17 protein-coding genes are annotated in these 19,603 nt (G+C 71.9%); 9 read left to right on the top strand and 8 right to left on the bottom strand.

Going from position 1 to position 19,603, the window contains the following annotated elements; all coding sequences use genetic code 11:
- Positions 1–27: 27 nt before the first annotated feature.
- Entirely contained in the window at positions 28–324 is a 297-nt protein-coding gene (locus tag ACZ6JS_RS26385) for a YggT family protein (RefSeq protein ID WP_030664053.1), read from the top strand.
- A gap of 82 nt (positions 325–406) precedes the next feature.
- Entirely contained in the window at positions 407–1,597 is a 1,191-nt protein-coding gene (locus ACZ6JS_RS26380) for a DivIVA domain-containing protein (protein WP_469301488.1), read from the top strand.
- A gap of 522 nt (positions 1,598–2,119) precedes the next feature.
- Here ACZ6JS_RS26380 and ileS read toward each other — a convergent pair.
- Positions 2,120–5,266 (bottom strand): isoleucine--tRNA ligase, encoded by a 3,147-nt coding sequence (ileS, locus tag ACZ6JS_RS26375; RefSeq protein WP_469301487.1) that lies wholly within the window; start codon positions 5,264–5,266, stop codon positions 2,120–2,122.
- 589 nt (positions 5,267–5,855) lie between these two features.
- Between ileS and ACZ6JS_RS26370 the strand changes: the two genes are divergently transcribed.
- From ACZ6JS_RS26370 to ACZ6JS_RS26350, 5 genes are all read left to right on the top strand, one after another.
- On the top strand, positions 5,856–6,656 hold the full coding sequence (locus tag ACZ6JS_RS26370; RefSeq protein WP_469301485.1) for a TraR/DksA family transcriptional regulator: 801 nt from the start codon (positions 5,856–5,858) through the stop codon (positions 6,654–6,656).
- Positions 6,657–6,970: 314 nt separating this feature from the next.
- Complete coding sequence (lspA, locus tag ACZ6JS_RS26365) at positions 6,971–7,531, top strand: signal peptidase II (RefSeq protein WP_469301483.1); 561 nt, start codon at positions 6,971–6,973, stop codon at positions 7,529–7,531.
- 53 nt (positions 7,532–7,584) lie between these two features.
- Positions 7,585–8,526, top strand: coding sequence for an RluA family pseudouridine synthase (locus ACZ6JS_RS26360; protein WP_469301481.1), 942 nt, complete (start codon positions 7,585–7,587; stop codon positions 8,524–8,526).
- The gene (locus ACZ6JS_RS26355) at positions 8,523–8,990 is read left to right on the top strand and encodes a GNAT family N-acetyltransferase (protein ID WP_469301479.1); all 468 of its coding nucleotides are present in this window, start codon (positions 8,523–8,525) and stop codon (positions 8,988–8,990) included. The genes ACZ6JS_RS26360 and ACZ6JS_RS26355 overlap by 4 nt, the downstream gene beginning before the upstream one ends.
- A 104-nt stretch (positions 8,991–9,094) precedes the next feature.
- Positions 9,095–10,687, top strand: a complete 1,593-nt coding sequence (locus ACZ6JS_RS26350) for a Na+/H+ antiporter (protein WP_469301477.1) — start codon at positions 9,095–9,097, stop codon at positions 10,685–10,687.
- A gap of 92 nt (positions 10,688–10,779) precedes the next feature.
- Here ACZ6JS_RS26350 and ACZ6JS_RS26345 read toward each other — a convergent pair whose 3' ends face one another.
- Positions 10,780–11,298, bottom strand: a complete 519-nt coding sequence (locus ACZ6JS_RS26345; RefSeq protein ID WP_469301475.1) for an SRPBCC family protein — start codon at positions 11,296–11,298, stop codon at positions 10,780–10,782.
- 62 nt (positions 11,299–11,360) lie between these two features.
- Here ACZ6JS_RS26345 and ACZ6JS_RS26340 point away from each other — a divergent pair, with 62 nt between their 5' ends.
- On the top strand, positions 11,361–11,948 hold the full coding sequence (locus ACZ6JS_RS26340) for a TetR/AcrR family transcriptional regulator (protein WP_469301474.1): 588 nt from the start codon (positions 11,361–11,363) through the stop codon (positions 11,946–11,948).
- On the opposite strand, the gene ACZ6JS_RS26335 is transcribed toward ACZ6JS_RS26340, so the two are convergent.
- Positions 11,945–13,003, bottom strand: coding sequence for a mechanosensitive ion channel family protein (locus ACZ6JS_RS26335; RefSeq protein WP_469301472.1), 1,059 nt, complete (start codon positions 13,001–13,003; stop codon positions 11,945–11,947). The genes ACZ6JS_RS26340 and ACZ6JS_RS26335 overlap by 4 nt on opposite strands.
- Before the next feature lie 63 nt (positions 13,004–13,066).
- Between ACZ6JS_RS26335 and ACZ6JS_RS26330 the strand changes: the two genes are divergently transcribed.
- Complete coding sequence (locus tag ACZ6JS_RS26330; protein ID WP_469301471.1) at positions 13,067–13,636, top strand: dienelactone hydrolase family protein; 570 nt, start codon at positions 13,067–13,069, stop codon at positions 13,634–13,636.
- Positions 13,637–13,709: 73 nt separating this feature from the next.
- On the opposite strand, the gene ACZ6JS_RS26325 is transcribed toward ACZ6JS_RS26330, so the two are convergent.
- From ACZ6JS_RS26325 to ACZ6JS_RS26305, 5 genes are all read right to left on the bottom strand, one after another.
- Positions 13,710–14,657 (bottom strand): zinc metalloprotease, encoded by a 948-nt coding sequence (locus ACZ6JS_RS26325; protein WP_469301605.1) that lies wholly within the window; start codon positions 14,655–14,657, stop codon positions 13,710–13,712.
- Between the two features lie 242 nt (positions 14,658–14,899).
- Positions 14,900–16,561 (bottom strand): alkaline phosphatase D family protein, encoded by a 1,662-nt coding sequence (locus ACZ6JS_RS26320; protein WP_469301469.1) that lies wholly within the window; start codon positions 16,559–16,561, stop codon positions 14,900–14,902.
- Between the two features lie 131 nt (positions 16,562–16,692).
- Positions 16,693–17,487 (bottom strand): DsbA family protein, encoded by a 795-nt coding sequence (locus tag ACZ6JS_RS26315; RefSeq protein WP_469301468.1) that lies wholly within the window; start codon positions 17,485–17,487, stop codon positions 16,693–16,695.
- A gap of 44 nt (positions 17,488–17,531) precedes the next feature.
- On the bottom strand, positions 17,532–18,221 hold the full coding sequence (locus ACZ6JS_RS26310; protein WP_469301466.1) for a hypothetical protein: 690 nt from the start codon (positions 18,219–18,221) through the stop codon (positions 17,532–17,534).
- A gap of 37 nt (positions 18,222–18,258) precedes the next feature.
- Positions 18,259–19,584, bottom strand: a complete 1,326-nt coding sequence (locus tag ACZ6JS_RS26305; protein ID WP_469301464.1) for a DUF2252 domain-containing protein — start codon at positions 19,582–19,584, stop codon at positions 18,259–18,261.
- Positions 19,585–19,603 lie beyond the last annotated feature (19 nt).

The following is a 19,603-nucleotide window of genomic DNA, read 5'->3' as shown; positions in this document are numbered from 1 at the left end:
CGGAAAACGGGGAGAGGGAAGCACGGGATGGGCATCGCGCTGCAGGTGGTCTACGTCGTGCTGATGTGCTTCCTGATCGTGCTGATCTTCCGACTGGTCATGGACTATGTGTTCCAGTTCGCACGTTCATGGACACCCGGCAAGGCGATGGTGGTCGTTCTGGAGGCCACCTACACTGTCACCGATCCACCGCTCAAGCTCCTTCGGCGGTTCATCCCGCCGTTGCGTCTCGGCGGCGTGGCACTCGACCTGTCCTTCTTCGTTCTGATGATCATCGTTTACATCCTCATCAGCTTCGTGAGCACCGCTGCGAGAAGCGTGTGAACGATGAGCTTCCCCGTACGCGCGGGGACGGTCCCGATACGGTCTTGCCGACTGCCGACGACTACGTAGAGGTGAAGAAGACATGCCGCTGACTCCCGAGGACGTGCGGAACAAGCAGTTCACGACCGTCCGCCTCCGAGAAGGCTATGACGAGGACGAGGTCGATGCCTTCCTCGACGAGGTCGAGTCCGAACTGACGCGCCTGCTGCGCGAGAACGAGGACCTGCGCGCCAAGCTGGCCGCCGCCACGCGCGCCGCCGCGCAGAACCAGCAGCAGCAGGGCATGCGCAAGCCCGAGCCCCAGGACCAGCGCGGCCCCGGCGCCCCCGTGCCCGCGGCCATATCCGGCCCGCCGCAGCAGCAGAACCCGCAGATGGGCCCGCCCCAGCTGCCGGGCGGCGCGCCGCAGCTCCCGCCGGGCCCCGGCGGCCAGGGCCAGCAGGGTCCCGGCCCGATGGGCGGCCCCATGGGCGGACCCATGCAGCAGCACCCCATGGGCGGACCGCAGGGCATGGGCCAGCAGCCCATGGGCCAGCAGCAGTCGATGGGCGGCCAGAACCCGCTCGGCCAGCAGATGCAGCCCATGGGCCAGCAGATGCAGCCGATGGGCCAGCAGATGCAGCCCATGCAGCAGATGCAGCAGATGCAGCAGCCGCAGCTCCCGCAGCAGGGCCCCGGCGGCGACAGTGCCGCCCGCGTCCTCTCGCTCGCGCAGCAGACCGCCGACCAGGCGATCGCGGAGGCCCGCTCCGAGGCCAACAAGATCGTCGGCGAGGCCCGGTCGCGCGCCGAGGGCCTGGAGCGGGACGCCCGCGCCAAGGCCGACGCGCTGGAGCGGGACGCCCAGGAGAAGCACCGCGTCGCCATGGGCTCCCTGGAGTCCGCCCGCGCCACGCTGGAGCGCAAGGTCGAGGACCTGCGGGGCTTCGAGCGTGAGTACCGTACGCGTCTGAAGTCCTACCTGGAGTCGCAGCTGCGCCAGCTGGAGACCCAGGCGGACGACTCCCTGGCTCCGCCGCGCAACCCGGCCGGTCCCGCGCTGCCCCCGTCGCCGTCGCCCTCGATGGCTCCGGCCGGTGCGATGGGCCACTCCATGGGCGGTCCGTCCATGGGCGGTCCCTCCCCGATGGGCGGCGGTCCGTCCTACGGCGGCCAGCAGCAGATGTCTCCGGCGATGACCCAGCCGATGGCTCCGGTCCGGCCGGCTGCGCCGCAGCCGATGCAGGCGCCGTCGCCGATGCGGGGCTTCCTGATCGACGAGGACGACAACTAGGCGCCGCCGCGCAGTCGGCAGTCACGGGCCGGGCCCGGTTCCCCCACGGGGGCACCGGGCCCGGCCCGTTTCCGTACCCGCGTGCGGGCGGGTGGCCGGCCGTTGCCCTGGCCGGGCGGTGCCGTTTTTCCGGGTGCGGGCCGGTAGCCGCGCCTCAAGCGCCGGCGGGGCCGGGTTTGTCCGCTCGGGGCGGGGGTGTGGGTTTCGGGTCGCAAAGGGGGGGGTGGCTTCGGGTGGGGCGGTGCCCCTCCGGGGGGCTCTCCTCGGCTCGGCGCGTGCGGGCGTGTCGCGGCCGTACGCGGTGGTCGCGCGCTCGTCCTGCGGGGAGCCCCCGGAGTGTCCCCACCCCAGGGCTGCCGGGCACGAGACGGGCGTGCACGGCCGGGTGCGGCCGGGACCTCCGACGCCGCGCCGAGGGCGAGCCCGGCCCCGCCGGGGCTTGGGCGCGGCCAACGGGCCGCACCCGGGAACGACAGCGGCCCGCCCCCCGGGACGGGAGGGGGCGGGCCGCTGCGGAACGGGCTACGCCTTGCGGAGGCGGAACGTCAGGGACAGCGGCTCGTCCGTGAACGGGTCGCCGTAGCCGGCGTCGGCGTCGCCGGACGCGAAGTCCGTGGCGAGCACCTCGTCCGCGATGAGGCCGGCGTGGTCCGTCAGGGCCGTTGCGACCTCCGGGTCCGAGGAGGACCACCGCAGTGCGATCCGGTCCGCCACGTCGAGGCCGGAGTTCTTCCGGGCCTCCTGGATCAGCCGGATCGCGTCACGGGCCAGGCCCGCCAGCTTCAGCTCGGGGGTGATCTCCAGGTCGAGGGCGACCGTCGCGCCCGAGTCTGACGCCACCGACCAGCCCTCGCGCGGAGTCTCCGTGATGATGACCTCCTCCGGGGTCAGGGAGACCTCCTCGCCGTTCACCGTCACGGCCGCGGAGCCGGACCGCAGCGCCAGCGACAGCGCCGCGGCGTCGGCCGCGGCCACCGCCTTCGCCACGTCCTGGACGCCCTTGCCGAAGCGCTTGCCCAGCGCGCGGAAGTTCGCCTTCGCCGTGGTGTCCACCAGGGACCCGCCGACCTCCGAGAGGGAGGCCAGGGAGGAGACGTTCAGCTCCTCCGTGATCTGGGCCTGCAGCTCCGCCGACAGGGCGTCGAAGCCCGCCGCACCGACCAGCGCCCGGGAGAGCGGCTGGCGGGTCTTCACGCCCGACTCCGCGCGGGTGGCGCGCCCGAGCTCCACGAGGCGGCGTACGAGCTGCATCTGCTGCGACAGGACGGGGTCGATCGCCGCGGTGTCCGCGACCGGCCACGTCGAGAGGTGGACCGACTCGGGGGCCTCGGGCGTGACCGGGACCACCATGTCCTGCCAGACCCGCTCCGTGATGAACGGGGTCAGCGGGGCCATCAGCCGGGTGACCGTCTCGACCACGTCGTGCAGGGTGCGCAGCGCGGCCGCGTCGCCCTGCCAGAAGCGGCGGCGCGAGCGCCGCACGTACCAGTTCGACAGGTCGTCCACGAAGGCGGAGAGGAGCTTGCCCGCCCGCTGGGTGTCGTAGGACTCCATCGCCTCCGTGACCTCGCGGACGAGGGCGTGGAGCTCCGAGAGCAGCCAGCGGTCGAGGACCGTGCGGTCCGCCGGGGCCGGGTCGGCCGCCGAGGGCGCCCAGTTCGACGTACGGGCGTACAGGGCCTGGAAGGCGACCGTGTTCCAGTACGTGAGGAGCGTCTTGCGGACGACCTCCTGGATCGTTCCGTGGCCCACGCGGCGGGCAGCCCACGGCGAGCCGCCGGCCGCCATGAACCAGCGGACCGCGTCCGCGCCGTGCTGGTCCATGAGCGGGATCGGCTGGAGGATGTTGCCCAGGTGCTTGGACATCTTGCGGCCGTCCTCGGCGAGGATGTGGCCGAGGCAGACCACGTTCTCGTAGGACGACTTGTCGAAGACGAGGGTGCCGACCGCCATCAGCGTGTAGAACCAGCCGCGCGTCTGGTCGATGGCCTCCGAGATGAACTGCGCAGGATAGCGCTTCTCGAAGATCTCCTTGTTCTTGTACGGGTAGCCCCACTGCGCGAACGGCATCGAGCCGGAGTCGTACCAGGCGTCGATGACCTCCGGCACGCGGACCGCTTCGAGGGAGCAGCCCTCGTGCGTGCAGGTGAAGGTGACGTCGTCGATGTACGGGCGGTGCGGGTCCAGGTTCGAGTGGTCCTGGCCGGACAGCTCGGAGAGCTCGGCACGCGAGCCGACGCAGGTGAGGTGGTTCTCCTCACAGCGCCAGATCGGCAGCGGGGTGCCCCAGTAGCGGTTGCGGGAGAGCGCCCAGTCGATGTTGTTGTTCAGCCAGTCGCCGAAGCGGCCCTGCTTGACGGAGTCCGGGAACCAGTTGGTCTTCTCGTTCTCCCGCAGCATCGCGTCCTTGACCGCGGTGGTGCGGATGTACCACGACGGCTGCGCGTAGTAGAGCAGGGCCGTGTGGCAGCGCCAGCAGTGCGGGTAGCTGTGCTCGTAGGCGATGTGCTTGAAGAGCCGGCCGCGCGCGTCGAGGTCGGCGGTCAGCTTCTCGTCGGCCTTCTTGAAGAAGACGCCGCCCACCAGGGGGACCTCCTCCTCGAAGGTGCCGTCGGGGCGGACCGGGTTCACGACCGGCAGGCCGTACGAGCGGCAGACCGCGAGGTCGTCGGCGCCGAAGGCGGGGGACTGGTGGACCAGACCGGTGCCGTCCTCGGTCGTGACGTACTCGGCGTTCACGACGTAGTGGGCCGGAGCCGGGAACTCGATCAGCTCGAAGGGACGCTCATAGCTCCAGCGCTCCATCTCCTTGCCGGTGAAGGACTCGCCGGTGGCCTCCCAGCCCTCGCCGAGGGCCTTCTCCAGCAGCGGCTGGGCGACGACCAGCTTCTCCTCGCCATCGGTGGCGACGACGTAGGTGACCTCGGGGTGCGCGGCCACCGCGGTGTTCGACACCAGCGTCCACGGAGTGGTCGTCCAGACCAGCAGCGCCGCCTCGCCCGCGAGCGGGCCGGAGGTCAGCGGGAAGCGGACGTAGACGGAGGGGTCGACGACGGTCTCGTAGCCCTGGGCCAGCTCGTGGTCGGACAGGCCGGTGCCGCAGCGGGGGCACCAGGGGGCGACGCGGTGGTCCTGGGTCAGCAGGCCCTTGTTGAAGATCTCCTTCAGCGACCACCACACGGACTCGACGTACTCGGGGTCCATGGTCCGGTAGGCGTCGTCCAGGTCGACCCAGTAGCCCATGCGGGTCGTGAGCTCGGTGAACGCGTCGGTGTGACGGGTCACGGACTCGCGGCACTTGGCGTTGAACTCGGCGATGCCGTAGGCCTCGATGTCCTGCTTGCCGTTGAAGCCGAGCTCCTTCTCGACGGCGAGCTCGACGGGCAGGCCGTGGCAGTCCCAGCCGGCCTTGCGGGCCACGTGGTAGCCGCGCATCGTGCGGAAGCGGGGGAAGACGTCCTTGAAGACGCGGGCCTCGATGTGGTGCGCGCCGGGCATGCCGTTCGCGGTGGGCGGGCCCTCGTAGAAGACCCACTCGGGGCGGCCCTCGGACTGTTCCAGGGTCTTGGCGAAGGTCTTGCTCTCGCGCCAGAAGTCGAGGACCGCGTGCTCGAGGGCAGGCAGGTCGACCTGGGCGGGTACCGGGCGGTACTGCGGCGGTGTGGTCATGAGGCTGAACTCTTCCTCCGGCGGGGTGTCACTTCCGTCCGGAGGGACGAGAGCCGACTGCTGCTCCCGCGGTACCACCCTCCTTGGCCGCCGGACGGATCCGGTGGCCCCCTCATTGGGGTGCGAAGCCGGTTCTACTCGCCCTGCGGGGGACCCGCGGCTTTCTTCCGGCGGCTCAGGGGTGATCCTTCACGTCGCGCTCGCCCCCGGGCTCTCACCGTCCCCGGGTCGCTCCTGGCTGCGTCCGACGCTACTCGTCCCCGTCCATGCCTTTCGCTGGGCCCAGTGTACGGGTGCGGGGGATGCTCGGCAGACCGGTTGGCCGGGGCGCCAGCGGGGCGCGCGGAGAGGGCGCGGCGGGGCCCCTGCCGGGGGGACCGGGGCGGGGACGGGAGTGCCTCGAACGGGCCATCGGGGCCGCCACGGCATCGGGTGGGGCGGGAGTGGCGGATTACCGGGCCTCCGGATGGGCACAACGGATGCAGGTTGACCTCGACGGATGCGTGCCCCGTTGCCGCGGGGGCGGAGCCGATTTATCGTTCCGGCACGATTCGCGAGCAATATCACAGTATGTGAAGGGGCCGCGGCCATGGTGGCGAAGAAGACAGCGGTCTCCGGGGACCCGGCTCCCGCCGACAAGGCGACGGCGGCCCGTAAGACGGCCGCCGCGAAGGCTCCGGCGAAGAGGGCATCGGCCAAGAAGACATCGGCGAAGAAGACGTCGGTGAGCAGGGCGGCCGCGACCGGGAAGGCCCCGGCCGAGAAGACGGCCGCGGCCGGGAAGAAGACGGCCGCGGTCAAGAGGACGACCGCCGTCGAGAAGCGGACGGCCACGGCCAAGAAGGCCGCGGCCGAGGGGGCGGCGCACGCCGCGAAGAAGACTGGAGTCCGGAACGTGGTTGCCAAGAAGAGCACCGGCGCGGCGCGGAAGACGGCTGCGGCCGCCACGAGCGGGCTCCCCAAGACACGGGTCACGGCAGCGGCCGCCGCCCCCGGTGAGCTCGCGGTACGGCCCGGGGAGGACCCCTGGACACCCGAGGAGGTCGAGGAGGCTCGCGCGGAGCTGGCGTCGGAGGTGCTGCGGCTGCGCGCCGAGCTCGACGCCTCCGAGGTGGCCATCTCCGGCCTCATGCGGGACTCGGGGGACGGCGCCGGCGACGACCAGGCCGACACGGGCACCAAGAACATCACGCGGGAGTCGGAGCTCGCGCTCGCGGCCAACGCCAGCTCGATGCTGGAGCAGACCGAGCGGGCCCTGGAACGGCTGGAGGCGGGCACGTACGGGCTCTGCGAGAACTGCGGGCAGCCCATCGGGAAGGCCAGGATGCAGGCCTTCCCCCGGGCCACGCTGTGCGTGGACTGCAAGCAGAAGCAGGAGCGGCGGCACTGAAGGGCTGTCCGGCCGTCACCGGCAGGCGCGCGACGGCAGCAACGGCGCCTCGCTGCGTCGGCGGATACGCCCGGATGCGCCCGGTACGAGGACGCTCCTCCGCCCTGCGGTGCACCGCATCCGCCGCCGCGCGCCGATCCACCGGGGATTACGGGACGGCCCTCGAGGCGCCCGCCGGTGCGCCGCGGCGGGCGGTGCGCCGGCGGGTGGCGCCGGAAGACGGGAGCGGGGCGGGCGGTGTGCGGGGGCCCTGACGTACCCTCGTCTGGTCAGGGTCCAGGAGAAGCCTGGGTCGGCTAGTTCGAGGGACTCACGTGGCAGAGGCGGAGCGCATCATCGGTACGCCGGAGGTCGGGGACGACGCCCAGCCGGAGTCGGCCGCCCCCAAGGGGCGTCGCCGGATCGCGGCCTTGCTCGTCGTGGCGGTGCTCGCCTACCTGCTGGACCTCGGCACCAAGATGCTGGTCGTGGCGAAGCTGGAGCACCAGCGGCCGATCGAGATCATCGGCGACCTGCTGAAGTTCGAGGCGGTCCGCAACCCGGGCGCCGCCTTCGGGTTCGGCGAGGCCTTCACCATCATCTTCACCGGCATCGCCGCAGCCGTGATCGTGGTGATCGTGCGGCTGGCCCGCAAGCTCTACAGCCTGCCGTGGGCGATCGCCCTGGGTCTGCTGCTGGGGGGTGCCCTGGGCAACCTGACCGACCGCATCTTCCGTTCGCCGGGCGTGTTCCGCGGCGCGGTCGTCGACTTCATCGCGCCGGCCCACTTCGCCGTCTTCAACATCGCCGACTCGGCGATCGTGTGCGGCGGCATCCTCATCGTGCTGCTGTCGTTCAAGGGCCTGGACCCGGACGGCACCGTCCACAAGGACTGATCGAAGCGCTGATCGCGGGACGGCCCGTCCGTCGGGTCCTGCATACTCGACGGGTGAGTACGATTCCCGAGATCCGCACCCTGCCCGTTCCCGATGGCCTCGAAGGCGAGCGCGTCGACGCCGCCATCGCCCGTATGTTCGGTTTCTCCCGGACCAAGGCGGCCGAGCTCGCGGCCGAAGGGAAGGTGTCGGTCGACGGCAGCGTCGTCGGGAAGTCCGAGCGCGTGCACGGTGGCGCCTGGCTCGAGGTCGAGATGCCCGCGCCTCCGCGGCCGGTCGAGGTCGTGGCCGAGCCGGTCCCGGGCATGGAGATCGTCCATGACGACGACGACATCGTCGTCATCATGAAGCCGGTGGGCGTCGCCGCCCACCCGAGCCCCGGCTGGACCGGCACCACCGTCATCGGCGGCCTCGCCGCCGCCGGCTACCGCATCTCCACATCCGGCGCGTCCGAGCGCCAGGGCGTCGTGCACCGGCTCGACGTCGGCACGTCCGGCCTGATGGCCGTCGCCAAGTCGGAGCGCGCGTACACCTCGCTGAAGAACCAGTTCCGCGAGCGGGTCGTGGACAAGCGCTACCACGCGCTGGTGCAGGGCCACCCGGACCCGATGAGCGGCACGATCGACGCGCCGATCGGCCGCCACCCGAGCGCGGACTACAAGTGGGCGGTGACCCAGGACGGCAAGGCCTCCGTCACGCACTACGACCTGATCGAGGCCTTCCGCGCCGCCTCGCTGCTGGACATCAAGCTGGAGACGGGGCGTACGCACCAGATCCGCGTGCACATGTCCGCGCACCGCCACCCCTGCGTCGGCGACCTGACCTACGGCGCCGACCCGACCGTCGCGAAGCGGCTCGGGCTCACCCGCCAGTGGCTGCACGCGGTCCGGCTGGGCTTCGAGCACCCGGCGGACGGGCAGTGGGTGGAGTTCGAGAGCAACTACCCGGCGGACCTCCAGCACGCGCTGGACGTGATTCGCGCCGAGAGCGAGTGACCTCGCCGATCGAGGTCCGGGTCGCCGCCTCGGAGGAGGACCTGAGGGCCTGCTTCGCGGTGCGGTGCGAGGTCTTCGTGGTCGAGCAGTCGGTGCCGGAGTCCATCGAGTACGACACCTACGACGCGGACGCGGTGCACGTCCTGGCCGTGGACGCCGACGGGACGCCGCTGGGCACGGGCCGCCTGCTGCACGGGCCGTCGGCGCTCGGCAAGACGGGCGCCCCGGAGGTCGGATCGCTGGGCCGGCTGGCCGTCACCCGGTCCGCGCGCGGACGGGGCGTGGGCAGGCTGCTGGTCCGCGCGATCGAGGCGGAGGCCGCCCGGCTGGGGCTGACCGCGGTCGACCTCGGCGCGCAGACGCACGCGCTGGGCTTCTACGAGCGGCTCGGGTATGTGGCCCACGGCCCGGAGTTCCAGGACGCGGGCATCCCCCACCGCGCGATGCGCCGACCCCTGCCGTAGCCGGGAGGCGCGCGTAGCGCCGTAGGGGGTGCGGGCGCAGCCCGACACGGAACCGCAGACCCGTCACCGCGCCGCCGGGGGCGGCGGCCTGGCAGGGTGGGGGAGTGGATCAGCTTGCTCTGCTGTTCGTGCTGCTGCTCGGGGCCGTGGTCATGGTGCCGCTCGGGGACCGGCTGGGACTGCCCGCGCCCGTCCTGATGACCCTCGGCGGGGTGGTCCTCGCGCTGGTGCCGGCCGTGCCGGAGGTCGAGGTGCCGCCCGAGTTCATCCTGCCGCTGGTGCTGCCCCCGCTGCTGTACGCCTCCGTGCAGCGCACCTCGTGGCGGCAGTTCGCCGCCAACGTGCGGCCCATCCTGCTGCTGGCCGTGGCCCTGGTCTTCGTCACGACCGCCGCCGTGGCCGCCGTCGCTTACTCGGTGGTGCCCGCGCTGCCGATCGCCGCCGCCGTCGCGCTCGGCGCGCTCGTGGCGCCGCCCGACCCGGTCGCCGCCACGGCGGTCGCCGGATCGCTCGGGCTGCCCCGGCGCATGGTCTCGATCCTGGAGGGCGAGGGCCTCTTCAACGACGTGACCGCGATCGTCCTCTACCACGTGGCGATCGCCGCGGCCGTGAGCGGCAGCTTCTCCTGGCCCGACGCGCTCGGGGAGTTCGTGCTGTCCGCGGTCGTCGCCGTGGTCGTCGGCCTGGCCCTCGGCTGGGCCACCCACCGGCTGATGGGCCGGCTCGGCGACGCCACCCTCCAGATCGGGCTGACGCTGCTCGTGCCCTTCGTCTCCTACGTGGTCGCCGAGGAGCTCCACGGGTCCGGGGTGCTGGCCGTGCTGACGACGGCCCTGTTCCTCGCCGAGTACGCCTCCGACGCCGACGACGTACTGGGGCGGCTGGCCGGGCACACCTTCTGGGAGGTGGTGGACACGCTGGTCACCGGGGTGGCCTTCGGGCTGATCGGGCTGGAGCTGCACAACGTCTTCGGGACGGCCGAGGACCGGGCGTGGGAGATGGCCGGATGGGCGGCGGTCGTCGTCGCGGTGGTCGTCGGCGTACGGCTGGTCTGGCTGCTGCCCGCCGGCTGGCTCGCGAAGAAGCTGCACCAGCGGCGCGACTACGACGAGGAGATCCCGCTGAGCTGGCGGGAGAGCGTGGTGATGTGGTGGGCGGGGATGCGCGGGGTGGCATCGGTCGCCCTGGCGCTGGCCATTCCCCTGGAGACGGACTCCGGCGAGCCCTTCCCGGCGCGCGACGAGATCGTCTTCATCGCCTTCGCGGTGATCATGGTGACCCTGGTGTGCCAGGGGCTGACCCTGCCGTGGCTGGTACGGCGCCTCGGCGTGGAGGAGGACACCGACGCGCGGCGGGACGCCGAGCGGCAGCTGGCGATCCGCGCAGCCAAGGCCGCGAAGCGCCGGCTCAAGGAGATCGAGGAGGTCGAGGAGCTGCCGGAGGACCTGATCGAGCAGCTGACCCGGCGCGCGTACGACGTCGGAGCCAGGATCAGCCCGGACATGGTGGACGAGGAACGGCGTGAGGCGTACGCCCGAAGGGCGCAGCGGCTCCACGACATCCAGCGGATCCAGCGGGAGATGATGTCGGCCGCCCGCCACGAGGTGCTGGCCGCCCGCAGCGAACCCGGCTCCGACCCGGAGGTCGTCGACCGGGTGCTGCGCCACCTCGACGTACGCAGCCTGCGCGCGCCCTGAGGGCTGTCGGGTGATCCGCGGCGGACCGGCGCGCGGCGAGAGGAGGTCCTGGTGCTGTGACCCGGTGAGGCTGTCCGGTCACGGCGCTGATCTTAGGGATGGCCCGTCCGGCGGCTCCCGGTCGCCAGGCGCTCCAGGCCGCGGAGGAAGCGGATGTACGGGGACCAGCGGGCCGGGTGGGCGATCGTGCCCGTGCAGGCCAGTTCGGCGCGGTCCAGGCTGTCCTCCAGCACGGCGTCGTGCGCCTGGCGGTAGGCCAGGGGCCAGGTGACGCGGCTGATGCCGCTGAGGTTCATCGCGAGGGTGTGCCGCAGCACGGTCCGCTCCGCGTCCACCGGCAGGACCGTGTACTCGTGGAAGCCGTGGAACCCGCGGGGGCCGGTGAAGGCGAAGCGTACCCAGGTCCCCGGCACGTACGCGGCCACCGTGTAGCGCACGGGGCCGTGGCCGCCCGCCGCCCCGACGGCCAGCGGGCGGTCGAACTCCATCTCGTCCCACAGCCGGCCCGGCCACAGCCGGTCGTCCTCCCCGCCGGACAGCGTGTCGATGAGTGCCCCGACCTGCTGCGGCCCGGCCGTCAGCAGTCGTTCGTGCACGTTGAAGACGCCCATCGTCCTCCCCTTCGCATTATTGGAGATAGGTCTCTAATAATCTGGAGGGTACTCTCTGATTCATGGCGAGACCACCCCGCTTCGACACCGACCAGATCCTCGACGCCGCCGTACGGCTGGCCGCATCGTCCGGACCGGGCGGCGTGACCATGTCCGCCGTCGCCCAGGCGATCGGCGCCCCGAGCGGTTCCATGTACCACCGCTTCGCCGGACGCACCGCCCTGCTCGCCGAGGTGTGGCTGCGGACCGTGGAGCGGTTCCAGGAGGGCTACCTCGCCGGCCTCCACGGCGAGGCCGACCCGCACGCGGCCGCCCGTACGGCCGCCCGCCACGTCATCGCGTGGAGCCGGGCGCATCCCGAGGAGGCCGCCCTCCTCCTCTACGGCGCGGCGGAGTTCGGCCGTGCCGACTGGTCCGAGGAGCACATCCGGCGCGCCGACTCGGGCAACGAACGCGTGTACGCCGCCATCGGCGGCCTCGCCGCTGCCCTGGGGTTCGCGGACGCCCGGGGCCAGGACCGGATCACCCTGGCCCTGATCGACCTGCCGCTCTCGGTCGTCCGACGGCACCTGCGCGCCGGCGGGCCGCTGCCGCCGCACGCCGAGGACCTCGCCGAGGAGTGCGCCGCCGCGCTGCTCGCCGCCTCCTAGCCCTCCGGAGCGCCGGGGGGCGGGGGCGCCGGGGAGGTCGCGATGCGGGGGAGGGCGTAGGGGTGGTGGGCGGCGAGCCAGGTGATCAGCCGTTCACGGACCGCGCAGCGCAGCGTCCAGAGGTCGTCGGCGTCCTTGGCCGTGACCACGCCGCGGACCTGGATGGTGTGCGGTGTGGTGTCCGTCACGGCCAGCCCGCTGCCGCGACCGTCCCACTCGGGCAGCTCCGCGAGGATCTCCCCGAACCGCTCCCGCATCAGCTCCATGGGCGCGCTGTGGTCCAGGTGCCAGAAGACCGTGCCGGTCATCTGCGCCCCGCCGCGCGACCAGTTCTCGTACGGCTTGCTCGTGAAATACGACACAGGCATCGTGATGCGGCGCTCGTCCCAGGTGCGGACGGTCAGGAAGGTCAGGGTGATCTCCTCGACCCTGCCCCACTCCTTGTCGACGACCACCGTGTCGCCGATGCGGACGGTGTCGCCGAAGGCGATCTGGAGCCCGGCGAAGAGGTTGCTCAGCGAGGACTGGGCGGCGATGCCCGCCACGATGCCGAGGACGCCCGCGGAGGCCAGCACCGAGGCGCCGACCGCCCGCATCGGGGGGAAGGTCAGCAGCATCGCCGCCACGGCCACCACGACCACCACCGCCGTGACCACCCGCTGGATCAGCGTGACCTGGGTGCGCACCCGGCGGACCCGGGCCTCGTCCGCGGTCGCCGCGGCGTAGCGCGCGTACGTGGAGTCGACGGCGGCCGTCGCGATGCGCACCGCCAGCCAGGCGGCCGAGGCGATGAGCACCAGGGACAGGAAGCGGCCGACGCCCACGGGATGCTCGGGCAGGATTCCCGCCCGGAGGTAGGAGCCTCTGAGCAGGGAGGTGCACAGCACCACCTGGAAGGGGAGCCGGCAGCGGCGCAGCAGCTCCCACAGCGGGGTCTCGGGATGCCGGGCGTCGGCCCGGCGCAGCAGCAGGTCGAGCAGCCAGCCCGCGACCAGGGTGGCGACGAGCACGCCGCCGATGACCGTCACGGGGCGCAGGAAGTTCTCCGTCTCCATGGGGATGAACGTAGCGGGAAGCCGCGGCGCACCGGCGCCGGCGGCGGCTGGCACGATGGAGGCATGAACATCATGCTTTTCCACTCGACGTACGGGCTGCGGCCCGCGGTGCACGCGGCGGCCGACCGGCTGCGCACGGCCGGTCACCAGGTCCAGGTGCCGGACCTCTTCGAGGGGCGCACCTTCGAGACCGTCGAGGAGGGCATGGCCCACCAGGACGAGATCGGCCGTGACGAGCTGCTGAAGCGGGCGGTGCTGGCCTCCGCCCCCCACTCCGACCAGGGCCTGGTCTATGCGGGCTTCTCCTTCGGCGGTTCCCTCGCCCAGCACCTGGCTCTGGCCGACGAGAAGGCGCGCGGGCTGCTCCTCCTGCACGGGACGGCGGACCTGGAGGACAGCGCCTCGGTGGACGGGCTCCCGGTGCAGCTGCACATCGCGGACCCCGACCCCTTCGAGCCGCACGACTGGCTGACGGCCTGGTACCTGCGGATGCAGCGGGCCGGCGCGGACGTCGAGGTGCACAGCTACCCGGGCGCCGGGCACCTGTTCACCGACCCGGACCTCGACGACTACGACGCGGAGGCCGCTGGGCAGGCCTGGAAGGCCGCGCTCGGCTTCCTCGACAGCCTGTAGCCGCGCGGGACATGAGCACGGCGGAAGGGCCCGGCCCGGCGGATGCCGGGCCGGGCCCTCCTCGTCGCTGGGGTCAGCCCGCCCGGTAGGCGGTCCAGCTGCTGCTCATGCGGGCCACCTGGCCGGCGGTGAACTGGTACATGCAGGAGTCGTACGTGTAGTCCATGAAGTTGCGGATCGGGTCCGCGCCGGGCTTGCTGGCGCAGCTGTCGCGACCGGTCGGGCACTCGTACGCGGCGCTCTTCTCGGCCGGGGTGTCGGAGACGTAGTCGCCGTTGCCGTTGCAGCCGCCCTGGAAGGTGTGGTAGAGCCCCAGCCAGTGGCCGACCTCGTGGGTGGCGGTGTCACCCTCGTTGTAGTTGGCGGAGGAGCCGCCCGGCAGCGAGCTGTCGAGCACGACCACGCCGTCCATCTTGGGGTTGGAGGCGTAGGAGGTCGGGAAGGTCGCCCAGCCCAGCAGGCCGCCGGAGAGCTTGGCGGTGTAGAAGTTGAGCGCGCCCGGGCCTCCCTTGCGCAGGGTGTTCTTCATGTCCTTCTCGGCCTGGGAACCGGAGGCCAGGTTGTACCAGGAGGCGTTGTCCGTGTAGTCGGTCGACGCCAGGGTGAACTGGAAGTTCGTGTTGACGTTGCCGGTGCCCTGGCCGCCGTAGGCCGCGTTGAGGACCGCGAGCTGCTTGTCGACGTCCGTCGACGTGAGCTTGCCGGTGGTGCCGGAGTGGACGACGTGGAAGTACACCGGGATGTTCACGACGGCCTCGGCCGCGGCGAGGCTGCGCTGCGGCTGGTTCTTGAGGGCCTTGTCCAGCTTCGACTTGAGGTCGGCGTCCATGGCCTTCGCCTGCGCGTCGGTGACCTCGTTCGGCTCGTCCGCGTGCTCGTCGTGGGCGCGGCTCACGCGGGCGTTGGCGGGGGCGGCGGCCTCGTCGGCGCACACCTCGGCGGGGGTCTTGGCGGCCGCGAGCGTGGTGGGGGCGGCGAGCGGGGTGAAGGCCAGGGTTCCGGCCAGGACCGCCGTGCCCATCAGGCGGCGGCGGAGAAGGGGGGATATGCGGGCAGGCGCGCGCACGTGTGCTCCTCGCGGGTGGGGGGTGGTGGGGGGTGGTGGCCTGAAGGATCTTCTTCAGCTGGCGCGAAGCTTATGTGTGCATGACATATTCAGGTCAAGTGTCTTACGTAAAAGATTTGTTGCCGAGAACGCACAAGGGGCGCCTGGTATGGACCAGACGCCCCCCGGGGCAGAAGAATTGACGGTCAATCAGGCGTTCAGTGGACGGGCTGGTAGGACCGCTCCACCTTCTGGGTCCCGTTCGCAGTCCGGTAGGAGCGGGACCATTCGGACGTGGCACCCGGGCGGCGCTTGTCGGATATGACGTAGTAGTCCATCTGCGAGCGCTCCGGCGTCACATCCAGCACGCCGTATCCGTGCGCGTCCATGTCGAGCCACTTCACGTGCCAGTTGGCGGCCTTGATGGCGGATTCGGCGACCAGCGAGACCGTGTCCGGCAGCACGTGCAGGATGTCGTCGAGGTTGTCGGAGGTCACCGACGTGACGACGAACTCGGTCGCCGCCGTGCCCGATCCCGGGTAGGTGGCCATGTTCACCGGGACCTCGTTCGCCCAGGCCATGTGGATGTCACCGGTCAGGAACACCGTGTTCTTGACGTTCCGTTCCTTCAGGTGGCCCAGCAGCTCCTTGCGGTCGTCCGTGTACCCGTCCCACTGGTCCACGTTGATCGCGATGCCGCCCTCGGGCAGCCCGAGCAGCTTGGCGAGCGGCCCCAGCAGGTGCGCGGGCAGCGAGCCGAAGGCCACCGGCGAGATCATCACCGAGGTGCCGACCAGCTTCCAGGTCGCGTTCGAGCCCGCCAGGCCCGCCTTGAGCCAGTCCAACTGCGCCCGCCCGGTGAGGGTGCGCTCCGGGTCGTCCACCGAACCGCTGCCCACCTTGGTCTGCTGCGAGCGGAAGGAGCGCAGGTCCAGCAGGTGGAGGTCGGCGAGGGTGCCGAAGCGCAGCCTGCGGTAGACGGTGCCCGCGGTGGAGGTCCGTACCGGCATCCACTCGAAGTACGCCTGCTTGGCGGCCTCTGCGCGGGCGGTCCAGTCGCCCTCGGCGCCCGGGGTGTGGTTCTCGGCGCCGCCGGCCCACATGTCGTTCGCGAACTCGTGGTCGTCCCAGATGGCGATGACCGGGTGCGCGTGGTGCAGGGCCTGGAGGTCCGCGTCCGTCTTGTACTTGCCGTGCCGCGCGCGGTAATCGGCCAGCGAGACGATCTCGTGCTTCGGCTCGTGCTGGCGCACGGTGTACTTGGCCTCCGGGTACTGCCCGGTGGCGTACTCGTAGACGTAGTCGCCCAGGTGCAGGACCGCGTGCAGGTCCGTGCGGGCGGCGAGGTGGCGGTAGGCCGAGAAGTAGCCGGACTCCCAGTTGGCGCAGGAGACCACGCCGAAGCGGACTCCCGGGGTCGTCACGTCGTGGCCGGGGGTGGTCAGCGTGCGCCCCACGGGGGACACGGCCGGGCCCGCGGTGAACCGGTACCAGTACGGCGTCTGCGGCCGCAGCCCCCGCACGTCCACCTTGACCGTGTGATCGGTGGCGGCGCTCGCCGTGACGGTTCCCCCGGCGACGATGCGGGAGAAGGCCTGGTCGGAGGCCACCTCCCAGTCCACCTGGACGGCGGGGCCGAGCCCGGAGCCGGGGGCGGCCCCGGGGGCCGGGGTGACGCGCGTCCACAACAGGACGCCGTCGGGCAGCGGATCGCCGGAGGCGACGCCGTGCAGGAAGGCGGGCGCGGTGCCCGCGGCATGGGCGGTCCCTGCGCCCAGCGTGGCGAGGGGGGCCAGCGTGGCCGTGGCCGCCGCGGCGAGAACGACCGTACGGCGGCGGGGATTTGCCGCGGCCGGGTGAGGGGTGAGATGACTGGTCACGGATGATCATATTACCGACGGGTACACCCCTGGGACCAGATGTCGGAATGCAACGAGCGGGCGAACTCTGGGAGTTCGCCCGCTCGTCGGTGCGGCCGGTCCGGAAGGCTGTGTCCCGGAATGCCCGGGGATCAGCCCTGCAGGGCCTTGTCGATCGCCGCCGTGAACGCCTCCGCCGTCTGCGGAGTGTCGATCTTCTTGCCGTCCATCTTCAGGGTCGGCGTGCCCTTCACCCCGGACTTGTCGAAGACCTTCGACATCTCCAGCGCCCACCGGTCGTACGTGCCGTCCTCGACGGCCTTCTTGAACTCGGCGTTGCCCTTGAGCGCCGGAACGGTGTCCGCGACCTTCAGCAGGTAGTCGTCCTTGGCGAAGCTGTCGACGGTCTCCTCGGGGTGCTGCTCCTTGGAGTACAGCGCCCCCTTGTACTCCAGGAAGGCCTCCGGGCTGACGTTCAGCGCCGCACCCAGGGCGCTCAGCGCGTTCTTCGAGCCCTCGCCCTTGACGGCGTTGTCGATGAAGGTGGCGCCGAAGTACTGGAGCTTGTACTTGCCCGCCTCGACGTCCTTCTTGATCTGCTCGCCCGCCGCCTGCTCGAAGGAGGCGCACGCCGGGCAGCGCGAGTCCTCGTACAGCTCCAGGGTCTTCTTCGCGTCGGCCTTGCCGACGACGACCGTGGTGCCGTCCTCGCCCGTGGTGTTCTTCGGCTTGACCAGCTCGGCCTTGGCGGCCTTCTCCCAGTGGTCGGGCTCGTTGGCCTTCATGACGCCGTAGGCGATGCCGCCGGCCAGCCCCAGCGCGGCGACGACGCCGACGCCGACTATGACCTGCCGGCGGATCCGGTCCCTCTTGGCCTGCGCCTCGCGCTCGGCCCGCAGCCGCTCGCGGGCCGCCGCCTTGTTCGCCTGGCTGTTGCGTGAACTCATCATGGTCTCCGTGGTGTGACGTGGAAGGAACTGCCGTACGTGCGTCAGGCGCGCGCGAGCGCACCGAGCACGGGGGGTCCCCGCCGTCCCACGGAGTGTGCGGGGAAGCGCGTACGGGCCCCGGCCCCCGCCGCGACCGGGCGCAGCGCCCGCCGCGCCGGCCCGCGAGCCCCCGCCACCGCGGCCGCCGCCAGCCGCAGCGGCCGGAACGCGAAGGCGGCCACCGCCCGCAGCAGCCGGCCCAGCGCCCGCTCGCCGTGGCGCAGCCAAGCGGCGGCGAGCAGCCCCACCGCGACATGCGCGCCGAGCAGCAGCCACGGTGTGTACGGGCCGGGCGAGGCCAGCAGTGCGGCCGCGTCGGCGGCCGGCCCGCTCACCTCGGTCAGCGGCCCGCCCACCGGCGTGCCCCCGCACAGCTCCTCGAGGCCCATGGCGCGCAGCGGCCCCGAGACGGGGCCGCCGGCCGGGCCGTAGCAGAGGTGCTGGCCGGCGGTGAAGACGGTGTCGGCGGCCAGCTCCAGCGGTACGAGCAGCCCGGCGATGGGGCCGAAGCCGCGCTCGCGGCCCGCGAGTGCCCAGGCGATGGCGAACACGCCGGCGAAGGCCCCGCCCACCAGTGCGGGCGGCAGCGGGACCCGGGACATCAGGACGTGCGAACCGGACGAGAGCAGCACGACGACAGCGCTGAACAGCGCGGCCCGAAGCCCTCTGAGTCCCGTCCCGGAAAAGTCCATCCCGGCGAGTGTGCCACGTGTTCCTGTGGAGCCGTTTTCAGGGGGTGAGGCGCCCGTTGCGGAACAGGTCCACGAAGATCTGGTGGTCGGCGCGGGCCCGGGCGCCGTACGCGTGCGCGAAGTCCACCAGCAGCCCCGCGAAGCCGTCCTCGTCCGCCGCGATCGCCGCGTCGATGGCCCGCTCGGTGGAGAACGGCACCAGGGACTGCCCGCTCTCCGCCTCGTCGGCCGACGCGTGCATGGTCGCGGTGGCCCGCCCGAGGTCGGCGACCACGGCCGCGATCTCCTCCGGGTCGTCCAGGTCCGACCAGTCCAGGTCGACCGCGTACGGGGAGACCTCCGCCACCAGCTGGCCGGCGCCGTCCAGCTCGGTCCAGCCCAGCCACGGATCGGCATGCGCCTGCAGGGCCCGCTGCGAGATCACCGTGCGATGCCCCTCGTGCAGGAAGTACTCCCGCACCGCCCGGTCCGTGATGTGCCGGGAGACCGCCGGGGTCTGCGCCTGCTTGAGGTAGATCACGACGTCGTTCTCCAGGGCGTCGCTGTGCCCCTCCAGCAGGATGTTGTAGGAGGGCAGGCCCGCCGAGCCGATGCCGACGCCCCGGCGGCCGACCACGTCCTTGACCCGGTAGGAGTCCGGGCGCACGAGGGACTCGTCGGGGAGCGTCTCCAGGTACCCGTCGAAGGCGGCCAGCACCTTGTAGCGGGTCGCGGCGTCCAGCTCGATCGAGCCGCCGCCGGAGGTGAAGCGGCGCTCGTAGTCCCGTATCTGCGTCATCGAATCCAGCAGGGAGAAACGCGTGCGGGAGCGGGCCGAGCGCAGCGCGTCCAGCAGTGGGCCCTCGGCGGTGTCCAGGGTGAAGGAGGGGACCTCCTCGTTCTTGGCGCCCGTCGCCAGCCGGTGGATCCGCTCCCGGTAGGCGCCGGCGTAGATCCGCACCAGCTCGCTTATCTGGCCGTCGCTGAGGGCCTTGGTGTAGCCGATCAGCGCGACGGAGGCGGCGAAGCGCTTGAGGTCCCAGGTGAAGGGGCCGACGTAGGCCTCGTCGAAGTCGTTGACGTTGAAGATCAACCGGCCGTTGGAGTCCATGTACGTGCCGAAGTTCTCGGCGTGGAGATCGCCGTGGATCCACACCCGGCCCGTCCGCTCGTCCAGGTACGGGCCGCCGTGCCGGTCCCGCTCCAGGTCGGAGTAGAAGAGGCAGGCAGTGCCGCGGTAGAAGGCGAAGGCCGAGGCCGCCATCTTGCGGAACTTGACCTGGAAGGCAGCGGGGTCGGCGGCGAGCAGCTCACCGAACGCGGTGTCGAACACGTCGAGGATCTCCTCGGCGCGCTGCTCGTCGGTCGTCTCGGGGACCGCCATGGCGGGTTCCTCCTGGTGC

The organism is Streptomyces sp. NPDC046349, from assembly GCF_055587885.1.
This window is presented reverse-complemented; position numbering and strand designations above follow the sequence as displayed.

Bases quoted from the DNA above. Each gene is read 5' to 3' on its own strand.
- ACZ6JS_RS26370 (WP_469301485.1), top strand. From the start codon at position 5,856: ATGGTGGCGAAGAAGACAGCGGTCTCCGGGGACCCGGCTCCCGCCGAC.
- ACZ6JS_RS26385 (WP_030664053.1), top strand. From the start codon at position 28: ATGGGCATCGCGCTGCAGGTGGTCTACGTCGTGCTGATGTGCTTCCTG.
- ileS (WP_469301487.1), bottom strand. From the start codon at position 5,266: ATGACCACACCGCCGCAGTACCGCCCGGTACCCGCCCAGGTCGACCTG.
- ACZ6JS_RS26330 (WP_469301471.1), top strand. From the start codon at position 13,067: ATGAACATCATGCTTTTCCACTCGACGTACGGGCTGCGGCCCGCGGTG.
- ACZ6JS_RS26315 (WP_469301468.1), bottom strand. From the start codon at position 17,487: ATGAGTTCACGCAACAGCCAGGCGAACAAGGCGGCGGCCCGCGAGCGG.
- ACZ6JS_RS26345 (WP_469301475.1), bottom strand. From the start codon at position 11,298: ATGGGCGTCTTCAACGTGCACGAACGACTGCTGACGGCCGGGCCGCAG.
- ACZ6JS_RS26305 (WP_469301464.1), bottom strand. From the start codon at position 19,584: ATGGCGGTCCCCGAGACGACCGACGAGCAGCGCGCCGAGGAGATCCTC.
- ACZ6JS_RS26380 (WP_469301488.1), top strand. From the start codon at position 407: ATGCCGCTGACTCCCGAGGACGTGCGGAACAAGCAGTTCACGACCGTC.
- ACZ6JS_RS26310 (WP_469301466.1), bottom strand. From the start codon at position 18,221: ATGGACTTTTCCGGGACGGGACTCAGAGGGCTTCGGGCCGCGCTGTTC.
- ACZ6JS_RS26340 (WP_469301474.1), top strand. From the start codon at position 11,361: ATGGCGAGACCACCCCGCTTCGACACCGACCAGATCCTCGACGCCGCC.
- ACZ6JS_RS26335 (WP_469301472.1), bottom strand. From the start codon at position 13,003: ATGGAGACGGAGAACTTCCTGCGCCCCGTGACGGTCATCGGCGGCGTG.
- ACZ6JS_RS26325 (WP_469301605.1), bottom strand. From the start codon at position 14,657: ATGGGCACGGCGGTCCTGGCCGGAACCCTGGCCTTCACCCCGCTCGCC.